Here is a 21,141-nt window from a genome sequence, read left to right as displayed (position 1 = left end):
GGCGTCGGAGAAGATGGCACGTGGGTGTGACCTCGGGTTCGGATGGTTGGCTTCGCAACCTGCATCCAAGCCCGTTGGCCACACCCGCCACATCCGACACGCCGGTCACACACTGATAACGGCCGAGGTCACAGCTCTACGCATCAACCTTTCCGGCGCCCTGGGGGCGGGTCCCGGGCGGGTACATATCCGCAACGGTTTCCGGCAGCACCGGCCAGTGGACGAAAGTCAGCTCACCCCAACGCTGGTCGAACGTAACCGGGCCCGGCAACGGTGGCGGGGTAACCGGGTATCCCGCAAGGACCGGGCTGTCGTTGGATTCGCCGGGTAACGGACCTGGTGTGGCGGTCATCTCACCATCGTGACACGCGGCCTGGCCTATCAAGCCTTACCAGTCGTCTCGGTCGGTGGATAATGATCGGCCGGCCGCCAGCACAATTACAGCCGCTCATGGCACCAAATTTTTCTGGAACCACCGGTCATTTGCGGATTAAGGTGTGTATTGCGCCAGGTGGCGTCACATGATGTGGTTGCCCAAACGATCATGGGAGCACAAATGAAGATCACGATGACAAAGACCGTAGGTGCAATCGTGGCCACGGCAACGATTGCGATCAGCAGCGCAGCGATCGCGTTGGCCGCCTATCCCATCAACGGCAAACTTGGCAGTGAGTTAACGATGACCGACTCCGTTGGTCAAGTTGTCCTCTCCTGGAAAGTCAGCGATCTCAAATCGAGCTCCGACACCATCCCGGGCTATCCGGTCGCCGGCCAGGTTTGGGAAGCCACCACCACCGTCAATGCGATCTCAGGCCCCGTCACCCCGGCCATCTCGCAGTTCAATGCCCGCACAGCTGACGGCGTCAACTATCGGGTCCTGTGGCAAGCCGCAGGTCCGAACACTATTAGCGGAGCCACTATCCCCCAGGGCGCACAGGCGACCGGCAAAATCTACTTCGACGTCACCGGTGAGCCGCCGACCATAGTCGCAATGAATAACGGAATGGAGGATCTGCTGGTTTGGGGGCCGTAAGCAGATGCGCCTCTCGCTCTAATACACGCCAATTCGCGAGTGAGGTATTGGGCTTGGCGGCTCAGCGAGCTTGATGCGGGGCTCCTCACCGGCGCCTCGTTGACGCGCGGCGGCACCGACGCGGCGCGCATTCAAATGACAAACGACCCCCGCAACTGGGCTTGCGTCACTCGCGCGCGCCTGACCGGCAGTTGTGCGATTGACCAGCTGGGCCTCGCGGGGGCTGGCCGGATCCGCCCTGGGCGGCAAAAGTGCTGACCGACGAGGAATTCGGGGAGCTGAACCAGCGTCTGCTCGCTCGATGAACGCCGGTCGGCATGGGGGCTTGGCTTTAATGCACACCCAATTCGCCGCTGAGGTATTGCGCGCGGCAGGCTCGTCGAGCCAGTTTGCCGCTGGTAGTGCGCGGGATGGCGCCAGCCGGCAGGAAACGCACGTCGGTGGCGTACAAACCATGGCGATGCGACACCGCCGCGCGGATGGCATCGATGGAAGGCTGCGGATCGACGCGGCTGGTGCCCGCGGCGCGTTCGGCGACGATCACCAGGCGCTGGGTATCCGAAGCATGCGCGGTGTCCGATCCCGGCAGTTCGTTCGCCGGCACGGCAAAAGCCGTGACATATCCCCGCCGCACCGTCGGCGAGGCCTCCGCGGTGGTGGCTTCGATGTCCTGCGGATAGTGGCCAAAGCCGTCGATGGTCAGCAGGTCCGCGATTCGGCCGGTGATGTAGAGCTCGCCGTCGAGGTACACGCCGAGGTCCCCGGTGCGCAGCCAGGTGCCTTCGACCGCCGCGCCGCCGGCGTGGCTACCCTGCGTGAGTCTCGACCGGAGCTGGGCACCGAACGTCAGCCGGGTTTCTTCAGGCCGTCCCCAGTAACCGCGCCCGACGTTGTCTCCCTGCAACCAGACTTCACCGACCGCACCGTCGGGCAGTTCCGCGCCGGTAGCGGGATCGACGACGACGGCCCACAGGCTGCGCGCTATCTGACCGCACGACACCTGCGCGACGGCGTTGGGGGCATCGGCCGCGACGGGCACTGCGCGACCGGCGCCCAACTGTTCGCGGTCGAGATACACAACCGACGCCTCCGCGTCGGGCGCGATGGTCGCGACGAATAGCGTCGCCTCGGCGATCCCGTACGACGGTTTGAACGCCGTGCGCGGTAACCCGTAGGGCGCGAACGCCTTGTTGAACGTCGTCACCGCATCGATGCTGACGGGTTCGGAACCGATGATCAGCACCACGTTGCTGAGGTCGACATCCTCCCCCGATGCGGGAAGTCCGCGCTGAGCGGCCCACTCGTAGGCGAAGTTCGGTGCGGCGGTGACCACGCGGCCCTCCCGCGAGCCGGCGGCCAACGCATGGATCCACCGCTGCGGCCTGCGGACGAACGCCGCCGGCGACATTAGGGTGGAATGTCCGCCGTATACCGCTGGAAAACCGATCATGGACAGGCCCATGTCGTGGTAGAGCGGTAACCAACTGACGCCGTGGGTGTTTCGGTCCAACAGGTCGATAGACAGGATCATCTGCACCAGGTTGGTGCCGACCGCGCGGTGGGTGATCTCGACGCCGACTGGGGGTCGTGTCGAGCCCGAGGTGTACTGCAGGTGGGAAATCGCATCGATGTCCAGCTCGACGGGGGTGAACCGCTCCCCCGCGGAATCGGGTATCTGATCGATGACGACGATGTGCGGCCTGTGTAGCTGGGGCAGTTTGTTCAAGAAACTCTCAACCGCGTCCTTCGCCGCGGTTGTCGTCAGCACGAGTGTGGGCCGCGAATCGCGAAGGGCGGTCTCGAGACGTTCGGCGTGGCCGGGCAGTTCGGGGGCGAACAGCGGCACCGCAACGGTGCCCGCCTTGACCGCCGCGTAGAAACCGGCGACGTAGTCGATGCCCTGTGGGGCAAGGATCGCCACCCGGTCGCCGGGCCCCGCGGCCTGCTGCACGTGCGCACCGATGGCCTGCAATCGGACTCCGAATTGGGTCCAGGTCACTTCGACGGCGTGTCCCTCAGAGCGGGCGTAGTCCAGGTAGCGATATGCAATCGAGTCACCCACATTGGCGATGTTTCGCTCGATGAGAGATATCAGCGTGGTGCCCGGCGGCAACGCGATGCTGCCGTCGGCGCCCAGGCAGTCCTCGATCTGCAGCAGGCCCTTTGGAGCCATGGAGTCCTGCCGGGAACCGCAATCCATAACCGCACAGTTTAGGCGTCCGGCGCATTTCGGCCGATCCCCCGGATCGGCTGAGACAGGCCGCGCCTCCCCGGGCTTTCCCACCCGGCGAGATTGGTCCAGGCGCGTTAGAGTCCGTGCGGTATCCGGCGGGGCGAACGCATCCCCGCGGCGACGACCGGTGGCGTCGGCATAGCCGAATGCTCAGGCATTAGGGAAGGTCAATGACGACAGATCAGGCCCGAAAGGCCGAACGGCGCGGCTTGACGGCGCGTCTCACCACGCTGTGTGTCCGGTATGTCGAACGCTTCATGCCAGACCCGTACTTGTTCGCGGTCATCCTGACGGTGCTCGTGGTCGCGCTGGTCGCGCTGCTCGTCAGAGGCGCGACGCCCACCGGTGTGCTCAGGGCGTGGTACGCCGGAGTCTGGGGATCGCAGAACATCTTCACCTTCGCCTTCCAGATGGTGCTGGTCCTGGTGACTGGCTACACGCTCGCCGAGGCGCCAATTCTCAAGCGGGCCATCGTCGGCATCGCAAGCAAACCGAAGAGTCAGGTTCAAGGAGCCCTGCTGTGTTTCGGCGTCAGCGCCGTCCTGTCTTTGGTGAACTGGGGGCTTGGTCTGGTATCGGGCGCCTTGATAGCCCGCCAGGTCGCAAAACGGCTTGCGGGTGCACATTTCGGCTACCTTATCGCCGCCGCGTTCATGGGGTTTATCGTCTGGACGCAAGGCCTGTCGTCGTCGATCGCGCTTGCGAACACCGACACCAGCAGCCCAATCAACGTGATACACAAGATGACTGGCACGATCGTGCCGCTGCAGCTCACGATATTGGCGCCCTACAGCTGGCTGGCCGCGGTGGTGGTGCTGGTGCTGCTCGCCATCGCAATTCGGCGGATGGAGCCGACGCAAAGCCTGCAACCCGATCCCGCGGTCTTCGAGGGCGAGGAGCCCGTCGCGGCCCCGACCGCTGACACACGGACGTTTGCCGAGTGGCTGGAAAACCTGTGGATCCTCAATGTCGCGGTCTTCGTCGCGGGCATAACCTACTTCTGGCTGAGCGGCTTTGCGCTGAACATCTCGTCGATGGTCATGTTGTTCACCGTGACGGCTGCGTTGCTACACCGAACGCCGATTCGGTTCATCCGCGCGTTTTCCGGCGCGGCGAAGGTGTCCGGTCCACTGCTGCTGCAATACCCCCTCTATGGCGGCATCGTTGGTCTGCTGGGCTATCTGCCCTCGACATCAGGGGCGGCAGGCAAGCCGCTGCAGACGTTGCTCGCCGAGGCGCTCGTGACGGGCGCCAACCAGTACACCCTTCCCTTCCTGACCTTCATCGGCTCCGTCATCATCTCGTTGTTTGTGCCGTCCGGCGGTGGGCACTGGGCCGTGCAGGGGCCGGTGGCGGTTGACTCGGCGCTCGCTCTTGGTCAACATTCACCGGCCTACCTCGGGCTGACCTCAATGGCGGTGGCGGTCGGCGAGGGTGTCGCGAACATGATCCAGCCGTTTTGGCTGCTGCCCCTGCTCGCCATCGCGAAGCTCAACGTCCGCCAGGTGATGGGTTTTACGATCATCGCCTTCCTGATCGGTTTGGCGGTCTCGAGCGCCGCGGTCCTCATTGCCCCCCATGTGCTTTGACGTCGAACCGGCCATGAACCGGCCGGCCATAAGCTAGCGCGCGCCATCTTCCGACACCCTTGCCAAACCCCAGCTGGTGGCATAGGCCTAAACACATGACATCGAACGAGCCGCAGCACCCAAGCCACTCCGAAACGAGCGGGCTCAGTCCAGTGATCGACAGTCTCGGCCCGCGGCTGCGCGCCGAGTTCGAGGAGTTGCAGAAGTCGGAGCGCACAATTCTTGCGGCACTGGCGAAACCGGATGCCGCCCGCCAGTTCGCCGCCGACCCGCTGACCACGTTCGCGGCTCTGAGGATCGAGGTGCCGCCGATCATCAAGCAGCGCCTCAAGGCGGCGCCGCTGACCGGCGATGCCCCCGACCTGCACCGGCCCCGGTCTTTCCGGTTGCCGAACGGTCAGGTGCTCACGGCAAACGTGAACATCCGGTTCACCGGCGCGCCGAAGGTGGGTTAAGCGATGTCTGGAGAGCAGACCCACGGCTACGACCTCGTCGTCGAGTTCGCCGAACAGGCGTATCAGCAGTTACTGAGCGTCGTGTTCGATACCGGCGGATTTCTCCTGGGCACCATCCTGGGTGGCCTCGGGATCCATCTCGATCCTGCCACCCCGTTCTCGGTGACCGTTGCGTTCGACCAGCCGGGCGGCCTCCCGCCCGGTGCCACCGACGTCGTCGACATCCGCGTGCTGCTCGGCGATGCCGGCGCGCTTGGGGCGCTGCGCATCGTCGCCAGCGTCGACGTGGACACCAGCACCAACGGAATCGACCTGGTACGAATCGACCTCGAGCACAAGCTGTGGCTGACCGAGATCGCGGTTGCCGGGTTCCCGATCCCCGGCCTCGATGGGCTCTTCGCCAACTTCCTGCGGCAGAACGTCAAATTGATCCCGCTGGTGCCCTTCCCGGTCGACCATGCCACCAGCACCACCACCCAGATGAAGAACGCCGACGTGCATATCGTCGACGACACGTCACCGGCCGACAAGGATGCCTCCGCGTTCCTGGTCACGTTCGGCGGTGGCAGTCCCGGCGACAAGGCAGCTTTCACACAGAGCTTCATCTCCGGGGGCGGCAACGGGGGCATCGTCGCGTCGATGGGCTGGGTATGCCGGGTCATCAGCCCGATGATCGACAGCTCCCTGAATCTGGGCGGCGCGTTCACCAACTGCAGGCTGACCCGCACCGTCCGCATCGACGAGGACAATGAGGTCGATCTGACCGGCCTGTCGATCACCGCGGGAGACGATGGTGCGCTGCATGTTCAGGTCAAGATCGCCAAGTCGGGGTTCTGCTATTCGGCCACCGGCACCGTCGGGGCGAAAATCACCATCGCGGTCGCCGGCGGGCAACTCGTGGTGCAGGTCCAGGCGGACGATCCCAATGTCGACGTCGACATTCCCTGGTATTGCTGGGTGGCGGGCGCGGTGATCGGCGCGCTGCTCGGGGCGCTGCTCCCCAGCGTCATTGGGGTGATCATCGGCGCGGTGCTGGTCCCGCTCATCATGTACATCGCCGAGGAGGTGATCGAGGGCACCATCAACAGCGTCGCCGCACACATCGCCGACGCGCTGAACCAGCTGCTGGTGCCGGTGAACATACCCGCGGTGGGCTTCAATGTGATCTTTAGCGACGCGCGCATCGACGACGTGCAGATCGGATGCCGGATCAAGGTCAACGACACCGCCCCGGTGCGTGCGGCCGGCACCGTCGTCGTGCCGAACGGCGCGGCGTTCGACCTCGACAGCGGCAAGGTGGGCGCGCGCGACATGCCCAGCGGTGACCTCGCGGTGGTCGGCGGCCCGTTCGATCGCAGCGTGCAGGCGGTGTGCGGTGCGCGCTGGGCCCGGACCGGTCTGCGCGACTTCAACGGCCTCTACCGCGCGGCCGTCTACGGTTACTCCTACGCTGCGCCCAACCCGATACCCCTTGCCGACCTGGCCACCATCGACCCGTTCGGGTTGCTGTTCGGCAACCCGTTCAAGGAATCGCTGCGCATCTACGGCGTGCGCACCAACGAAGCCAGGTGGGCGGCCGTCCAGGCCGTCGAGGTGACGCTCGACCACATCCGGTTCCGCTACATCACCTGGGAGAAACCGCTCGCGGCGGTGCAGATCGTAGGCGGCTTTACCTGTCCGCCAAGCGTTTTCGGCACCTTCGGTGAGGTCGCCAAGCCGGGCTCGGCGGTGTTCGTGGCGTCACCGGCGTTGCGCGCCGGCCTGGGCCAGGTCACGTCGGCAACCGGTGCGGTCGTCAGCGCCACTGGGACGCAACAGGATCCATGCGGCCAGATGCGCGAGGCGGTCCGCGCCATGGTCCCCGCCACGGCGCCGGCCAAGGGGGTCGATGCCGTAAAGGACGCCATTCTGGCGTTGCCGCTTATCGATCGGCGCATCGGCACATTCGTCGGACCGATCGTGCGGACCAGGCGCCCGGAAGGCCGATTCGACGCCATTACAAGCGGTTTCGGGCCGGGGCAGAAGGCCAACTGGCAACTCGACGGCAACGAGCTGCAGGGGGCCAGCGGCCAGCAGGACCTCGGCGGCGGTGTGGTCGCGCACTATCAGATCACCGGGACCACCCTGCTGCTGACGCTCGACGCGAACCAGCCCGTCGAGATGCTGCTGTCGGTCACCGTCGTCGACGACGCCGCGCATGCGGCCTCGGCCCAGCGGTGCGTGCATTACGAGCCGCGATGCACCGGCCGGGGCCGCCTGACGCCTACGTGGAGCGACTACCGGACGGCGTGGTTGGCGAACTTCGGTGTGGTCGAGGTTCCGACGCCGGCGTCCGTCATCGGCTGACCCCGCCGCGGCTTTACCCGCGAGCAGACACAGAATTGCACGATTTGAACTCAAATCGTGCAATTCTGTGTCTGCTCGTGGGATGTCAACTGTGGGCGAGGGCGCGGTCAGCCAGCGCCACGAATGCCGGTGCCATCAGCCGGGAGTATTCGAGGGTTACGTGACCCGCGTCGACGTAAACCAGAGTGTTGCCGACGATGACCGGGCAGCGGTTCGCGGTGCAGAACAGTTCGGTGAGGTCGACGTATTGTCCGCCGCCGGCTTTGGTGGCGGCGGCCTCAGCTGCGATGCCGGGTCGGTTGAACGCGATCGACATGGGCGGCGAGCAAGCCGTCGCGTCATCGAGGTGCGCGGACAGGCAGCCCGGCACCGATGTGTTCAGATGCGGGATCGGCCCGAGCACCAGTACCTGGGCACCGGTGCCGCGCAGCTGCTGCACCAGGCGGGTCAGGCTGTCGATCCACGCCGCGTCGTATGACGTAAAACCTGCCAGCCAACCATGGCTGTTGCTGCCGACGTATCCCCGAAACAGGCTCACCACGATCAGCCGGGGATGCTCGGCGCGTAACCGGGCGATGATGTGAGCGCGCCAATGCCCGCACCGATCAAAGTGTTCAACCAGTCCACTGACGAGGTGGTTGGCGGTGGGCAAGTCCATCAATGGGCAGGCCATCTTGGCCATGGTTTCGAGTCGCCAGGGCCGCTGCGGGGCGATTTGCTGGAACGCCGGAATCCACATCGCGGCATGCGAGTCGCCGACTAGGGCCACCGTCGTCTTCGAGTCGGTATCGCCCATCGCGCACTCGGGCTGCCCGCCTTGGAAAGGCGTGCGCAGGCAGCCGTTGAACAACATGGCCGGAAGTTCGGCTGCCGCGTCGGCGACCGGCGGGTTCAGGTTCGACGGTACGGCTTTCAGCTCGGCGGATGCCGCGACCGCGTCTTGTACCTGCGCGAACACGTACTGCACCGCCGCGTCGTAGGCCTGGGCGTTGTCCCCTGTCGGGCGAGGCGCCGCGGTGATCGTCAGCGCCGCGGCCGGTGCGCCGCGCCCAACCGGGATAGTCACCGGCAGCGATGACGCCCATACCAGCAACGCCACGCCCACACAGACCGCCATCGACGTGGCGACACCGCCGACCGCCAGACTGGCGACGGCAGAGCGGCGCACGCGAGCAGCGAATCGCACCGGATTCTCGATGAAACGCAGTGTGAGCACCGCCAGCCCACCAGAGAACAGGACCGCAACCAGCCTGCCGACGAACCCCAACGGGTGGCCCAGCAATGCTGGTGCGAGCACCAGGACCGGCCAGTGCCACAGGTACCACGAGTACGACACCCGCCCTATCGCCCTCATCGGCGACAAGGCCAGGACCCGGCTACATCCCTGCCAGGGTGCGGCACAGCCGGCACCGATCACCAGCGCTGCACCCAGCACCGGCAACAGTGCCGCGGTACCCGGATACATTGTGGCCGAGCTCAATTCGGTGCAGGCCACTAAGATCAGGGCCAGCCCGCCCCATCCCGTGATCACCGCGGCTCGCGCCGGGAGTCGGCGCCACTGGCCGGCCGTGAGCGCAACCAAGCCGCCAGCAGCCAACTGCCAAGCCCGCGTAGGCAGCGAAAAGAACGCCGCGAGAGGCATTATGTAGGTGATCATCAGCGACAGCGCGAACGACACGAGCGCGACCAGCGCAAGGACCACCAGAAAAGGTCCTTTCGACCGGGGAGCATCGGCCTTGGCGCGTCGACGCGTGCGCCGGACAAGCCATGCCGTACCGATGATCAACGGCGGCCAGACCAGGTAGAACTGCTCCTCGACGCCCAACGACCAGTAATGCTGATACGGCGAGGGCGACAGGATGCCACCGAAATAGTCGACCTGTTTGCCGATGAACCAGTAATTGCTGACATACAACGCGCTGGCGATCCCGTCCGTAAGGACGCCCCGGGCCTCCAGCGGGGGTAACAAGGCAGCCGAGGCGATCGCGGTGACGACGCCTACCGTGGCCGATGCCGGCAGCAGTCGGCGGGCCCGCGCCCCATAGAAGCGGTCCAGCCGCACCGTACCGACGGTGCTCACCTCGCGCCAGAGCAGCCCGGTGATCAAGAAGCCCGAGATAACGAAGAACACGTCCACGCCGACGAACCCACCGCCCACACCGGGCACCTCAGCGTGAAACAGCAAAACGGCCAACACCGCGACAGCGCGCAGGCCCTCGATATCCTGGCGGAATCCCGTCTGCTCCGGCCGCTGACCCGCCACCGCTTCAATACGGCTAACGCTCTCGGGCTGAGAGCTAACGCTCACGGTCTGGCGCATGAGCACTCACTGTATATATAAGTGTGTCGACGGCGACCGAAAATTGACTGAATGCGTGGGTCGATCGGCCCGGTTGGGCACTGGTCAGGTGTCGGAGCGATCAGCAGCGTCGTTAGGAGGCCGGCTCCTGCTGCTCGGGCCCGCGGTAGGGTGCGCCGAGGTGCGGCACCTCTAGGGGGCCGCCGCGCCGCGCCGCCGAGATGGCACTGCTCAACAGCGGAGCCAACCCCGCGAACGAGCCAATATCCCACAACATCAGCGTCAGCAGGCGGTTGTGCACGTAGGCGAACGAGCTGCCGGTGGCCGGATCGGCCCACCCGAGGGTTCCGCCGAGGCCGATATGGCCGTACCCCGCCAAGAGCCCCGGGATCGGCGACGACTGATAGCCCTGGTGGTAGGTGAACGGAATGCCCAGGTTCAGGTCCGGCGTCAGATCGGGCTCCCCCTGCAGTTCGCTCACCAGCTCTGAGGACAGCAGCCGAGTTCCGTCGATCACGCCGTCGTTGGCGATCGCGCCATACACCTTGGCCAGGGCACGCGCGGTCACGACGCCATTGACCGCCGGAACCTCTCCATCGAGAAACGGCATGTCGCCTTGCAGCATGGACATGATGCCCGGGAAGTAGATCGAGCCGAGAAGGCCGGAGAACGACAGCCCGGCAACTTTGGGCGCTACGAAGTCGAGCAACGGCGTGGGGATCCTCGCTTGGGGGAATAGCGTCTGCGCCGCCTTGGTGGGCGCATCGGCCGGCGGACGGCCGAGATGCAGACCGTCGGTGTTGAGCGGGAGCGCGAGCTCTTCGCGGAACAGGTCACGCATGCCCATGCCGGTCACCGCCCGGGCCAGCCCGGACAGCAGCCAGCCGTAGGTGATCGCGTGATAGGCCGTCTTTCCGAGCGTGTGGTCCACCGGCGCCGCGGCCAGCCGCTGTTCCATCAGGAGATGGTCCAATACCTCCTTCTTGCCAACACCCTTGAGGTGCGCCAGCCCAGCTCGATGCCGCAACACGTCGCGGACCGTGATCTCGGACTTGCCGTTGGCTCCGAACTCCGGCCAATACTCGGCGACCGGCACGTCGTAGGACAGCAACCCGCGGTCGACCAGCCGGTGGATCACCGTCGCGGCCAACCCCTTCGTGGCGGAAAACACCATTGCTCCGGTGTCGGCGGTCCACGGCGTCTTGCCACGCCGATCTGACCAGCCCGTCCAGACATCGACGACCTGCACACCGTCGATGTACACCGACAGCGCCCCACCCCCGAACATGCGTGCGGGGAACAGCGCAGCGAACGCTCGGACGACGTTCGCGAAACGTGAGTCGCAGGCACCTTGGGCGCCGGCTGGCAGGCCACTCTCGCTCGTCAACACAGACGCTTTCGGCATACCGTGAATGATTGCACGCCTTGGCCGAATTCTTGATCTCATGGCCGTGCCCGGCTACATCCAAATGCGCCCCAATGCGTCGGCCATGCCTTCGGGGTCCTGTGTGTCCACGCTGGTGGCCACCGACGTACGGCGGTCGCTGCTGACGCGGAAAGCCGTGACGAATCCGGCCCACGCGCCGTTGTGGTCGAGTTGACCGTTAGCGAGCGAAAAGATTCCGGCGCCGTAGCGGTCGCCGCCACCCGGTTCGGTTTCCACCGCTCCGGCAAGTTGCGCGTCGAGCAGCTGCGGGCCGCCCACCTCGCCGGTTCGGTAGTTGTCCCCCCAGCGAGCGTCGGATTGGTGCCCGCGCGATGGAATGGGGCGATGAAGTATCCGAACCTCAGCTTGGCCATAGGACGCTCCCGTGGGATCGGCTTGCCCGAACCTTAACGCCGCATGGTCGCGTCCCGATCAGCCCGGCCTCACCTGGGATGCTGCCGTTGCCGTTTGGTCCGGCGCTGCCAGTGCGACCGAAAGCTGTTGCTACCAAGGCGGCGCCGGCCAAGCGACCCGCGGTTTCCGCCGAAGCCCCGGGCGTTCAGGTAAAGGTGCGCGTGTTGACGTCGGGCAGCTCGCCGAATTGAGCGTGCCGGTCAGTGGTGAGGATGGTGCGGCCGGTGGCGCGGCCGGTGGCCGCAACGATCAGGTCATGGGGCCCTCGGCGCTGGCCTTGTCGGGCGGTGTAGGCCAGCAAGGCTGCATGGTGTTCGGCCACAGACCTGTCGTAAGCATGGACCGGTATGACGGCGAGGACCTCGTCGAGGAATGCTCGTTGAGCTGCTTGCCGTCCGGCGTCCTGATCGAGGTGCACCCCGGCAAGATATTCGGCGATGACAATTGCCGGGATGGCGACGTCGACATCATCTGGAACGGTGGCCCGTCCCCGCACGGCAGCCACGAGCACGCCGGTGTCGAGGATCAGGCGGTCCACGGGTCCCGGTCGCCCTCAGATGATGCAGCGGCCCGCGCGGTTTCGATGGACTCGGCAAAGTCGTCGTCAAGAGCCGCGGCGCCCCGCCATCGTGTCAGTACCGCATTCAGTGCTGCACCGGTCACCGCGGGTGCTGGTGCGATTGACGCGACGCGGCGACCTGCGCGCGTCACCACGATGGTTTCACCCCGCTCGACGGAATCGAGCACCGCCGAGAAGTTCCTCGACGCCTCTGACGCTGTGACTTCCCGCATGCAATCAGAATATCGCAATCTGAATTTCAGATCCCACCGTAACTTTATGTCTCCGGCCGCCATGACGGACCGCAGCCGAGCCGGGCGCGAAGCCTTGATTGCGGGTCGGCATGACGACAACCGGTGGCGCGAACATACCCGACTCGCTCCAAGCGTTGAGGTCGGTCGGCAGTCGGTGCAAGAGCCCACTCCTCCAGCTGATCGCACGGCCGAACCAAACCGCCGGCATACCGCCAGACGCAGCTCGCTGACACCGCGGTCCATCCCAGTAATCATGCCGCACAACAACCGCAGGGGACATGTCAGCACCACGGTCGATCACCTCCCCATAACGCGTGCGCCACTCGGTAGAAATCGAAATACTGTAGGGGGTCACTGTAGGGGCCCTTTCAATTGGGTTTGCGGCGGGCTTGGATAAATTCATCGAGGTTTAAGCCGATCAGTTGCTGGCACAAGCCGTGCCTGATCGGCGCGGCCAATCTCGTTGGTCGCGGATTTTGACGACGCAGCACCACACAATCGCTTTACATCGAAGGTGTAAACGCCCGCCATTCAGGGCGTCATGTAAAGAAAGTTGGCATTTCCGATAAATTGTTATTACAATCAGATAACGTTTCTGAAACTTATCGATAACTTAGAACAGATGATTCAAGATCAACGCGTAGCTTCGTGCGCTATAACACGGGCCGCGGGCGACTGGCCTGAGAGCTTCCGTTTATTCCTGGTGAGCCGAAAAAGGTAGGAACGATGAACTTTTCAGTGTTACCACCGGAGATCAACTCGGCCCTGATATTCGCCGGTGCGGGGTCGGAGCCGATGGCGGCCGCGGCGGCGTCCTGGGCTGGCCTGGCAGAGGAACTCACCTCGGCGGCAGCATCGTTCGGATCGGTGACGTCCGGGCTGACCGGCGGGGCTTGGCAGGGTGCCTCGTCGATGGCGATGGCAGTGGCGGCGGCGCAGTATGCGGAGTGGCTTAGCGCGGCGGCCATCCGGGCGCACCAGGCGGCCACGCAAGCGGGTGCCATGGTGGCCGAGTTTGAGGCGGTCCGGTCGGCGATGGTGCAGCCGGCGATGGTGGCGGCCAATCGTTCCGACTTGGTGTCCCTGGTGTTTTCGAACCTCTTCGGGCAAAACGCCCCGGCGATCGCGGCCATAGAGGCCGCCTACGAGGAGATGTGGGCCCTCGATGTGACAGCGATGTCTGCCTACCATGCGGGCGCTTCGGCGGTCGCCTCGGCGCTGACGCCGTTCACTCAGCCGTTGCTGAGCCTGGCGAGCCTGCCGGCCCGGGTGGCTGCGTCAACGGCGGCCCTAGCGGCCGCCGTTGACGCAGCCGTCGCGGGCGCCCCGAACGTGATGAGCAATATCAATATCGGCTTTGCGAACGTGGGCTTTGGAAACGTCGGCAACGGAAACGTTGGCAATCTCAGCCTCGGCAGCGGAAACGTCGGCAACTACAACATCGGGAGCGGGAACCTCGGCAGCTTCAACATTGGTGGCGGAAACCTCGGCAGCAATAACTTCGGCTTTGGAAACCTCGGCAGCAATAACTTTGGTTTCGCAAACGTGGGACCCGGACTGACGGCAGCCTTCAGCAACTTCGGCTTTGGCAATACCGGCAGCAACAACATTGGCTTCGGTAACTCGGGTAATGGGAACATCGGCTTCGGCAATACGGGCAACGGGAACACCGGAATCGGCCTCACCGGCAACAATCGATCGGGTTTCGGTGCCCTGAACTCCGGCGCCGGCAATATCGGTTTGTTCAACTCGGGCACCGGCAATATCGGCATCGGAAACTCAGGCACCGGAAACTTCGGCATCGGAAACTCAGGCACCAGCTACAACACGGGCATCGGCAACTCGGGCGAGGCGAACACCGGATTCTTCAACCTCGGCATAGCCAACACCGGCATCGGCAACGTCGGCAATTACAACACCGGTGGCTTCAACCTGGGGAGCTTCAATACGGGTAACTGGAATACAGGCAGCTCCAACACCGGCGGCTTCAACCCCGGCAATCTCAACACCGGCTGGGGCAACACCGGCGACGTGAACACCGGCGCGTTCATCTCTGGCAACTACAGCAACGGCTTCCTATGGCGCGGCGATTACCAAGGTCTGACCGGCTTTTCCGGCACAATCGCTATTCCCCCAGCCGCGCTGGACCTCGATGTAACCGGCCTCCTCGGCCCGATCACCGTGCCGCCGATCCATATTCCGCCAATAAGCCTGGGTCTCAACAGTTCCGGCGCAATCCTTGGCCCGATCGCGGTGCCGCCGATCCATATTCCGCCGATCAGCTTGGGTCTGAATAGTTCTGGCGCCATCGTCGGCCCCATCAGCGTGCCGCCGATCCAAATTCCGCCGATCAGCTTGGGTCTGAATAGTTCTGGCGCCATCGTCGGGCCCATCAGCGTGCCGCCGATCCAAATTCCGCCGATCAGCTTGGGTCTGAATAGTTCTGGCGCCATCGTCGGGCCCATCAGCGTGCCGCCGATCCAAATTCCGCCGATCAGCTTGGGTCTGAATAGTTCTGGCGCCATCGTCGGGCCCATCAGCGTGCCGCCGATCCAAATTCCGCCAATAAGCCTGGGTCTCAACAGTTCCGGCGCCATCGTCGGGCCCATCAGCATCCAGCCAATTAGCGTTAACCAGTTTGGGTTATCGCTATCTAGCGATCCACTAGTCATCCCGATTACGATTCCCAAATCCTCCTTTACCTTCGGCATCTTTCCCTTGCCGCCCGCCCCAGGCACCATCGGTCCCTCCACGATCGATCTGACCGTAGGCGGCATCACAGTGAGCGGCAGCATCGGCCCCATCAACACCCCAATCGTCAACATTCCCGGTATCCCGTTGGGTGTCAATGTGGGTGGTGTCGTCGGTGATCCGTTGAATGGCATTACGTTGTTCCCGGGTGGGTACACGCTGCCTGGGATTCCGTTGGGTGTCAATGTGGGTGGTGTCGTCGGTGATCCGTTGAATGGCATTACGTTGTTCCCGGGTGGGTACACGCTGCCTGGGATTCCGTTGGGTGTCAATGTGGGTGGTGTCGTCGGTGATCCGTTGAATGGCATTACGTTGTTCCCGGGTGGGTACACGCTGCCTGGGATTCCGTTGGGTGTCAATGTGGGTGGTGTCGTCGGTGATCCGTTGAATGGCATTACGTTGTTCCCGGGTGGGTACACGCTGCCTGGGATTCCGTTGGGTGTCAATGTGGGTGGTGTCGTCGGTGATCCGTTGAATGGCATTACGTTGTTCCCGGGTGGGTACACGCTGCCTGGGATTCCGTTGGGTGTCAATGTGGGTGGTGTCATCGGTGATCCGTTGAATGGCATCACGTTGTTCCCGAACGGCTACACCCTTCCCGGAATCCCGTTGATCCTCCATGTGTCCGGCCCCATCGGCCCGATCAATATCCCGATCGATATCGGCGGAGGCCCGGGTTTCGGAAACTCGACCACCACCCCATCCTCGGGCTTCTTCAACAGTGGCACCGGCAGCGCATCGGGCTTCGGAAATGTCGGGGCGGGGGCTTCGGGTTTCTGGAATGTTGCTGGGAGCCTGGGTAACTCAGGTTACTTCAACGGCGGGCCGCTGACATCGGGCGTTTTGAACGTGGGCAACACCGTTTCAGGCCTCTATAGCACAAGTACCCTGGGCCCGGGGACACCCGGCTTCGTCTCGGGCGTCGGCAACGTCGGCAGCCAACTCGCGGGCTTCTTGCGCGACGGCGTGGCCGGGACAACCCTCAACTTCGGAGTCTCGAATCAAGGCAGCCTCAACCTGGGTAGCGCAAACCTCGGCGACTACAACATCGGCAGCGGAAACGTCGGCAGCTACAACTTTGGCTTCGGCAACGCCGGCGGCAACAACTTCGGCCTCGGCAACCTTGGCGGCAACAACTTCGGCTTCGGCAACGTCGGTGGTAGCAACTTCGGGTTTGCGAATACCGGTCCGGGATTGACGGCAGCCCTGCACAACATCGGTTTTGGCAACATCGGCAGCAATAACGTCGGATTCGGCAACATCGGTAACGACAACTTCGGCTTTGGCAACACCGGCAACGGAAACGTCGGTATCGGGCTGACCGGCAACGACCAGGTCGGGTTCGGCGGCCTCAATTCGGGCAGCGGAAACATCGGCTTCGGCAACTCGGGCACCGGAAACATTGGCTTTTTCAACTCGGGCACCGGAAACTTCGGCATCGGCAACTCCGGCAGCTACAACACGGGCCTGGGAAACGCGGGCGATGTCAACACGGGCTTCTTTAATGTTGGCAGTGTTAATACGGGCATCGCCAACACAGGAAGCCACAACACCGGCAATTTCAACACGGGCAGCATCAATACCGGCGACTTGAACCCGGGCAACACAAACACCGGCTACTTGAACGCAGGTGATTTGAACACCGGCTGGGGCAACACCGGCGATGTCAACACCGGCGCGTTGATTTCGGGCGACTTAAGCGACGGCTTGTTGTGGCGGGGCGATTACCAGGGCTTGCCCGGCTTCTCGGCCACAATCACTATTCCACCAATCCCCCTGGGCGTCCATGTGACCGGCGGTGTCGGGCCCATTACCGTGCCTGACATTAATGTGCCGGCAATTCCGCTCGGCATTAACGCGGTAGGTACCGTCGGTGCGATCACGGTGCCGGCTATCTCTATTCCGACGATTCCGCTGGGTATTAGCGCGGCGGGTACGGTTGGTGCGATCACGGTGCCGGCTATCTCTATTCCGACGATTCCGCTGGGTATTAGCGCGGCGGGTACGGTTGGTGCGATCACGGTTCCGGCTATCTCTATTCCGACGATTCCGCTGGGTATTAGCGCGGCGGGTACGGTTGGTGCGATCACGGTGCCGGCTATCTCTATTCCGACGATTCCGCTGGGTATTAGCGCGGCGGGTACGGTTGGCGCGATCACGGTTCCGGCTATCTCTATCCCGACGATCCCGCTGAGCATTAACGCGACCGGCACGGTCGGCGCGATTAACGTGGGTAGTATCACAGTGCCTGGAATTCCGGTGAGAATCGGCGTGACAGTACCCGTCGACATCACTATTCAACAAATTCCGTATAGCGTCGCTCTCGTCGTTTCGGGCTCCATCGGCCCCATCACGCTGAGTCACTTTAACATTGGCCCCGTATTGACCGGCGGGACCGGTTCAATCGTCGTCAACGGTGTCAATATTCCTCAGTTCGGCCTCAGCGTCCCGCTCAGCGGGCAGGTGAGTGGGTTTACGATTCCGGGGTTCAATATTGGTCAGTTTGGTCTGAGTATTCCGTTGAGTGGTCAGGTGAGTGGGTTCACGATTCCGGGGTTCAATATTGGTCAGTTTGGTCTGAGTATTCCGTTGAGTGGTCAGGTGAGTGGGTTTACGATTCCGGGGTTCAATATTGGTCAGTTTGGTCTGAGTATTCCGTTGAGTGGTCAGGTGAGTGGGTTTACGATTCCGGGGTTCAATATTGGTCAGTTTGGTCTGAGTATTCCGTTGAGTGGTCAGGTGAGTGGGTTTACGATTCCGGGGTTCAATATTGGTCAGTTCGGTCTGAATATCCCACTGAGTGGCGAAGTCGGTGGATTCACCATCCCGGGCATCAGCATCGGCGGGTTCCCCCTGGACGTCGACATGAGCGGCGAATTAGGGCCGATCACCATCCCGATCAATATCGGCGGCACCCCGGGCTTCGGCAACACCACGGCGGCCCCGTCGTCGGGCTTCTTCCACACCGGAGGAGGAGGCGTATCGGGCATTGGAAACATCGGGGCCGCGGTTTCGGGCCTGGGGAACCAGGTGCCGGACGCATTGCCGGGGACAGTTTCGGGTTTCTACAACGTCGGGCACCTGGAATCGGGCCTGTGGAATCTGGGCAACACCATCTCAGGCCTGTACAACACCAGCCCGGCTGGCATCCTTACGTCAGCCTTTGATTCCGGCGTCAAGAACGTTGGCGAGAAGCTCGCGGGCTTCTTCCGCACCGGCAGTGGGCCGTAGCGGCTCGGGTTGGCGGAGCGGCTGCCGCTAGCCCTCCTTGGTGATCAGCTTCCGCAGCGCCATCCGATCGGGGGTCAGCAGCTCGGCGATGCGCGGGTGGTTCACCTCGGCGATGATGATTTCCCCGACTTCCTGATAGACCTCGCTGAAGACGCCGTGGGACTTCATCTTTGAGGTCTGGTACAGGTTGTCCTCGGTGGGCGTGACGTAGTACACCGCGTCGGCCTTGAATCGGTGCACCAGCCAGAGGTGGATCAAGGTCATCAGCCGCTTCTGCCGCAGCTTCTCGGCGAACGTGTTCTGATCGCGCACCTGCAGGATGCTGCGGCCGTGCCGGTCTTTGATGGGATCGAAGACGACGTTGGCCAGCGGCTCGTCATCGCCGCCGTAGATTCCGAGTTCGAGGACATCCGACCCGGCGCGGCGCGGGCGCAGTTGCACGCGAAGCTTTTCGCCGAGCTGGTAGTGCTCGCTCCAGAGCGCAAGCCATTCCTCCAGCAGCTTCTTGGGGACCTCGGTCTGCACCAGGTGTTGGTGCTGGGTGGAGCCTTTGCCCATGGCCTTGGTGGTTGCCGTGCGTCCCGAGGACGCGGCCAGCGCGGCGTCGCTGCGCGGTCCGCCGACCAGGGTTTGCGGTGTGCGGTAGGGAGACTCGACCAGGCGCATCTTGCGCTGCAGGCGCGCCAGCGCCAGCATGCCGTCCTGTCGCAGCGCTGTGGCGAATTCCTCGGCGGCGACGCCGTCGATCTGGTGCCCGCCGTAGGTGATGAAGTTGAAGACGAAGCCCATCTTGCCGAGCTCCTCGGGGAAGCGGCGCATCTCCTCGTCGGTCATGCCGGTGGTGTCCCAGTTGAACGACGGCGAAAGGTTGTAGGCCAGCATTTGGTCCGGGAACTCGGCGTGGATCGCCTCGGCGAACTGCCGGGCGTCGGCGAGGTCGGCGGTCTTTGTCTCCATCCAAAGGATGTCGGCAAACGGCGCCGCCGCCCGCGACTTGGCGATCGCATAGGGTATACCGCCGCGGATCTGGTAGTAGCCCTCGGGCGTCTTTGCCAGCTCGCAGTCCCACGGTGGGTCGACGCCCAGCTCCCTGGCCTTTGCCCGGGCGGTGTAGAGCGACGCACGCGCGGCGAACGCCCGCCAGTCCGCGGGACTCATGCCCGTCGGTTCGCCTTCGCTCTCCCCGAACTCCAGTACGTCTGCCACGGCCTCGCCGTAGGTCATCAGCCTGGCGTCGTCCTCCCAGGCCGCCACGAACCGCGATTCGACCTGGTCAAACAGATCGTCGATCGATTGCTGCCCGTCCTGCAGCCTCGCATTGACGGCGTCGGAGACCAAGCTCAGGATGCCTTGGCGCTCAAGCCAGGCGGCGGCAGCCATGTACTCGCCGTCGCTCAGAGAGTAGAGAAGGTGGCCATTGAGTTCCTTGACACCCAGTTCGTAGAAGCGCCGCACCAATGCCAGGAAGCAGGACTTGTAGGAAGGAACGTTGAGGTTGGTGGCGCCGAGGAGGAACGGCTGGTCGCGCTCGTCGGCGCGGCTGTCGATCAGGTTGGCCGCTTCGGCGTCGGTGCGCGCCACGATGATCCCGGGCACCCGCATGATGTCGAGCTGGAAGCGGGCGGCGTTGAGGCGCTTGATCTGTTCGTCCGACGGAACCAGAACCTTGCCGCCCTGGTGGCCACACTTCTTGGTGCCCGGGCGCTGGTCCTCGATGTGGTATCCCGGCACGCCGACCTCCACGAAGCGGCGAATCAGGTTGCGCACGTGCGGATCACCGCCGTGGCCGGTGTCGGCGTCGGCGATGATGAACGGGCGAAAATCATAGGACGGGGCCGCGGCGCGCTGCGGTTCCGTCATGTGCAGGCGCAGGTACTCCTGATTGCGATCGGCGGTGAGCAGCGCGCGGACCAGTACCGCGGCGTCGTCGGGCACCTGGCTCAGGGGGTAACTGGCGAGGTCGGGCCCCGGGTCTTCGGTGGTGGAGCCCTTGGCGGAGGTTGCCCAGCCACCGAGGTAGATCGCCTCGATGCCCATGCGCTTCATGCTCACGGCCTGCCCCGGGGAGTAGGGGCCGAAGGTCGTGATGCTCTTTTTCGCGGCGAACAGCTCGCGCAGCCGATCGTAGAAAGCCGCCGCCGCGTCTCGTGCCACGGTGTAGTCGGTCGGGATCGTGCCGCGCTGCTCGGCGACTTGGCGGGCCGTGTAGAGGCGAGTGATCCCGGCAAACCGCGGGCTGTCGAAGTATCGCTGCGTGGCGGCGACATCCAGCTCGAACGGCGTGTGGACCGCGGTGTCCGTTTCGGCGATGGCCATGGCCTTACGCTCCTCTTCAGCCCCGTTTGCTCTGACGGAGAGAGTGTATCCCCGAACTCGATGTTTGAATCACCGGCTGACGCGATGCCGGCGGCGATCGAGATAAGCTCGCGGACCTTGACCCGCTGAAGTTTGCCGCTCGTGGTTCGGGGAGCGGACCCGCGGAGCAAGAACAATGTCGTCGAGGGACAACCCGAAACCCGCTTCGGGTCGCTTGGTCAGTCCGGCACGCACC

Annotated in this window: 11 protein-coding genes and 2 pseudogenes; 5 read left to right on the top strand and 8 right to left on the bottom strand. The window is 63.9% G+C overall.

Annotated features, from left to right (window positions below; all coding sequences use genetic code 11):
- Nucleotides 1-163: 163 nt before the first annotated feature.
- Nucleotides 164-352: pseudogene (locus G6N24_RS09300) on the bottom strand (hypothetical protein); the annotation flags it as partial.
- A 204-nt stretch (nucleotides 353-556) separates the two neighbouring features.
- Between G6N24_RS09300 and G6N24_RS09295 the strand changes: the two are divergent.
- Nucleotides 557-1,033 (top strand): MPT63 family protein, encoded by a 477-nt coding sequence (locus G6N24_RS09295; RefSeq protein WP_085160500.1) that lies wholly within the window; start codon nucleotides 557-559, stop codon nucleotides 1,031-1,033.
- A 331-nt stretch (nucleotides 1,034-1,364) separates the two neighbouring features.
- Here G6N24_RS09295 and G6N24_RS09290 read toward each other — a convergent pair whose 3' ends face one another.
- Nucleotides 1,365-3,233, bottom strand: a complete 1,869-nt coding sequence (locus tag G6N24_RS09290) for a fatty acyl-AMP ligase (RefSeq protein ID WP_085160498.1) — start codon at nucleotides 3,231-3,233, stop codon at nucleotides 1,365-1,367.
- Nucleotides 3,234-3,436: 203 nt separating this feature from the next.
- Here G6N24_RS09290 and G6N24_RS09285 point away from each other — a divergent pair, with 203 nt between their 5' ends.
- The 3 genes from G6N24_RS09285 to G6N24_RS09275 all read left to right on the top strand — a co-directional run bounded on the left by G6N24_RS09285 (nucleotide 3,437) and on the right by G6N24_RS09275 (nucleotide 7,656).
- Entirely contained in the window at nucleotides 3,437-4,855 is a 1,419-nt protein-coding gene (locus G6N24_RS09285; RefSeq protein WP_085160496.1) for a TIGR00366 family protein, read from the top strand.
- A gap of 152 nt (nucleotides 4,856-5,007) precedes the next feature.
- Complete coding sequence (locus tag G6N24_RS09280; protein ID WP_085160494.1) at nucleotides 5,008-5,310, top strand: hypothetical protein; 303 nt, start codon at nucleotides 5,008-5,010, stop codon at nucleotides 5,308-5,310.
- Nucleotides 5,311-5,313: 3 nt separating this feature from the next.
- On the top strand, nucleotides 5,314-7,656 hold the full coding sequence (locus G6N24_RS09275) for a hypothetical protein (RefSeq protein WP_085160489.1): 2,343 nt from the start codon (nucleotides 5,314-5,316) through the stop codon (nucleotides 7,654-7,656).
- Nucleotides 7,657-7,741: 85 nt separating this feature from the next.
- On the opposite strand, the gene G6N24_RS09270 is transcribed toward G6N24_RS09275, so the two are convergent.
- From G6N24_RS09270 to G6N24_RS25765, 5 genes and pseudogenes are all read right to left on the bottom strand, one after another.
- Entirely contained in the window at nucleotides 7,742-9,976 is a 2,235-nt protein-coding gene (locus G6N24_RS09270) for an acyltransferase family protein (protein ID WP_085160487.1), read from the bottom strand.
- 112 nt (nucleotides 9,977-10,088) lie between these two features.
- Nucleotides 10,089-11,360, bottom strand: a complete 1,272-nt coding sequence (gene lipL, locus G6N24_RS09265) for an esterase/beta-lactamase LipL (RefSeq protein ID WP_085160484.1) — start codon at nucleotides 11,358-11,360, stop codon at nucleotides 10,089-10,091.
- A gap of 54 nt (nucleotides 11,361-11,414) precedes the next feature.
- Nucleotides 11,415-11,693: pseudogene (locus G6N24_RS09260) on the bottom strand (serine hydrolase domain-containing protein); the annotation flags it as partial.
- Between the two features lie 247 nt (nucleotides 11,694-11,940).
- Entirely contained in the window at nucleotides 11,941-12,333 is a 393-nt protein-coding gene (locus tag G6N24_RS09255) for a PIN domain-containing protein (protein WP_085160482.1), read from the bottom strand.
- Nucleotides 12,321-12,587 (bottom strand): type II toxin-antitoxin system Phd/YefM family antitoxin, encoded by a 267-nt coding sequence (locus G6N24_RS25765; RefSeq protein ID WP_085160480.1) that lies wholly within the window; start codon nucleotides 12,585-12,587, stop codon nucleotides 12,321-12,323. Before G6N24_RS25765 ends, G6N24_RS09255 begins: the two co-directional genes overlap by 13 nt.
- A gap of 747 nt (nucleotides 12,588-13,334) precedes the next feature.
- Between G6N24_RS25765 and G6N24_RS09245 the strand changes: the two genes are divergently transcribed.
- Nucleotides 13,335-18,590: a PPE family protein gene (locus G6N24_RS09245; protein WP_163745469.1), complete on the top strand. Its 5,256-nt coding sequence runs from the start codon at nucleotides 13,335-13,337 to the stop codon at nucleotides 18,588-18,590.
- A gap of 27 nt (nucleotides 18,591-18,617) precedes the next feature.
- Here the strand turns inward: G6N24_RS09245 and aceA are convergent, their stop codons facing one another.
- Nucleotides 18,618-20,906 (bottom strand): isocitrate lyase ICL2, encoded by a 2,289-nt coding sequence (gene aceA, locus G6N24_RS09240; protein WP_085159512.1) that lies wholly within the window; start codon nucleotides 20,904-20,906, stop codon nucleotides 18,618-18,620.
- Nucleotides 20,907-21,141: the final 235 nt, after the last annotated feature.

The sequence above is a fragment of the Mycobacterium lacus genome (assembly GCF_010731535.1).
Classification (GTDB): domain Bacteria; phylum Actinomycetota; class Actinomycetes; order Mycobacteriales; family Mycobacteriaceae; genus Mycobacterium; species Mycobacterium lacus.
This window is presented reverse-complemented; position numbering and strand designations above follow the sequence as displayed.

Coding starts and splice junctions, on each gene's coding strand:
- G6N24_RS09270 (WP_085160487.1), bottom strand. CDS start 9,976: ATGCGCCAGACCGTGAGCGTTAGCTCTCAGCCCGAGAGCGTTAGCCGT.
- lipL (WP_085160484.1), bottom strand. CDS start 11,360: ATGCCGAAAGCGTCTGTGTTGACGAGCGAGAGTGGCCTGCCAGCCGGC.
- G6N24_RS09290 (WP_085160498.1), bottom strand. CDS start 3,233: ATGGATTGCGGTTCCCGGCAGGACTCCATGGCTCCAAAGGGCCTGCTG.
- G6N24_RS25765 (WP_085160480.1), bottom strand. CDS start 12,587: ATGCGGGAAGTCACAGCGTCAGAGGCGTCGAGGAACTTCTCGGCGGTG.
- aceA (WP_085159512.1), bottom strand. CDS start 20,906: ATGGCCATCGCCGAAACGGACACCGCGGTCCACACGCCGTTCGAGCTG.
- G6N24_RS09275 (WP_085160489.1), top strand. CDS start 5,314: ATGTCTGGAGAGCAGACCCACGGCTACGACCTCGTCGTCGAGTTCGCC.
- G6N24_RS09245 (WP_163745469.1), top strand. CDS start 13,335: ATGAACTTTTCAGTGTTACCACCGGAGATCAACTCGGCCCTGATATTC.
- G6N24_RS09295 (WP_085160500.1), top strand. CDS start 557: ATGAAGATCACGATGACAAAGACCGTAGGTGCAATCGTGGCCACGGCA.
- G6N24_RS09285 (WP_085160496.1), top strand. CDS start 3,437: ATGACGACAGATCAGGCCCGAAAGGCCGAACGGCGCGGCTTGACGGCG.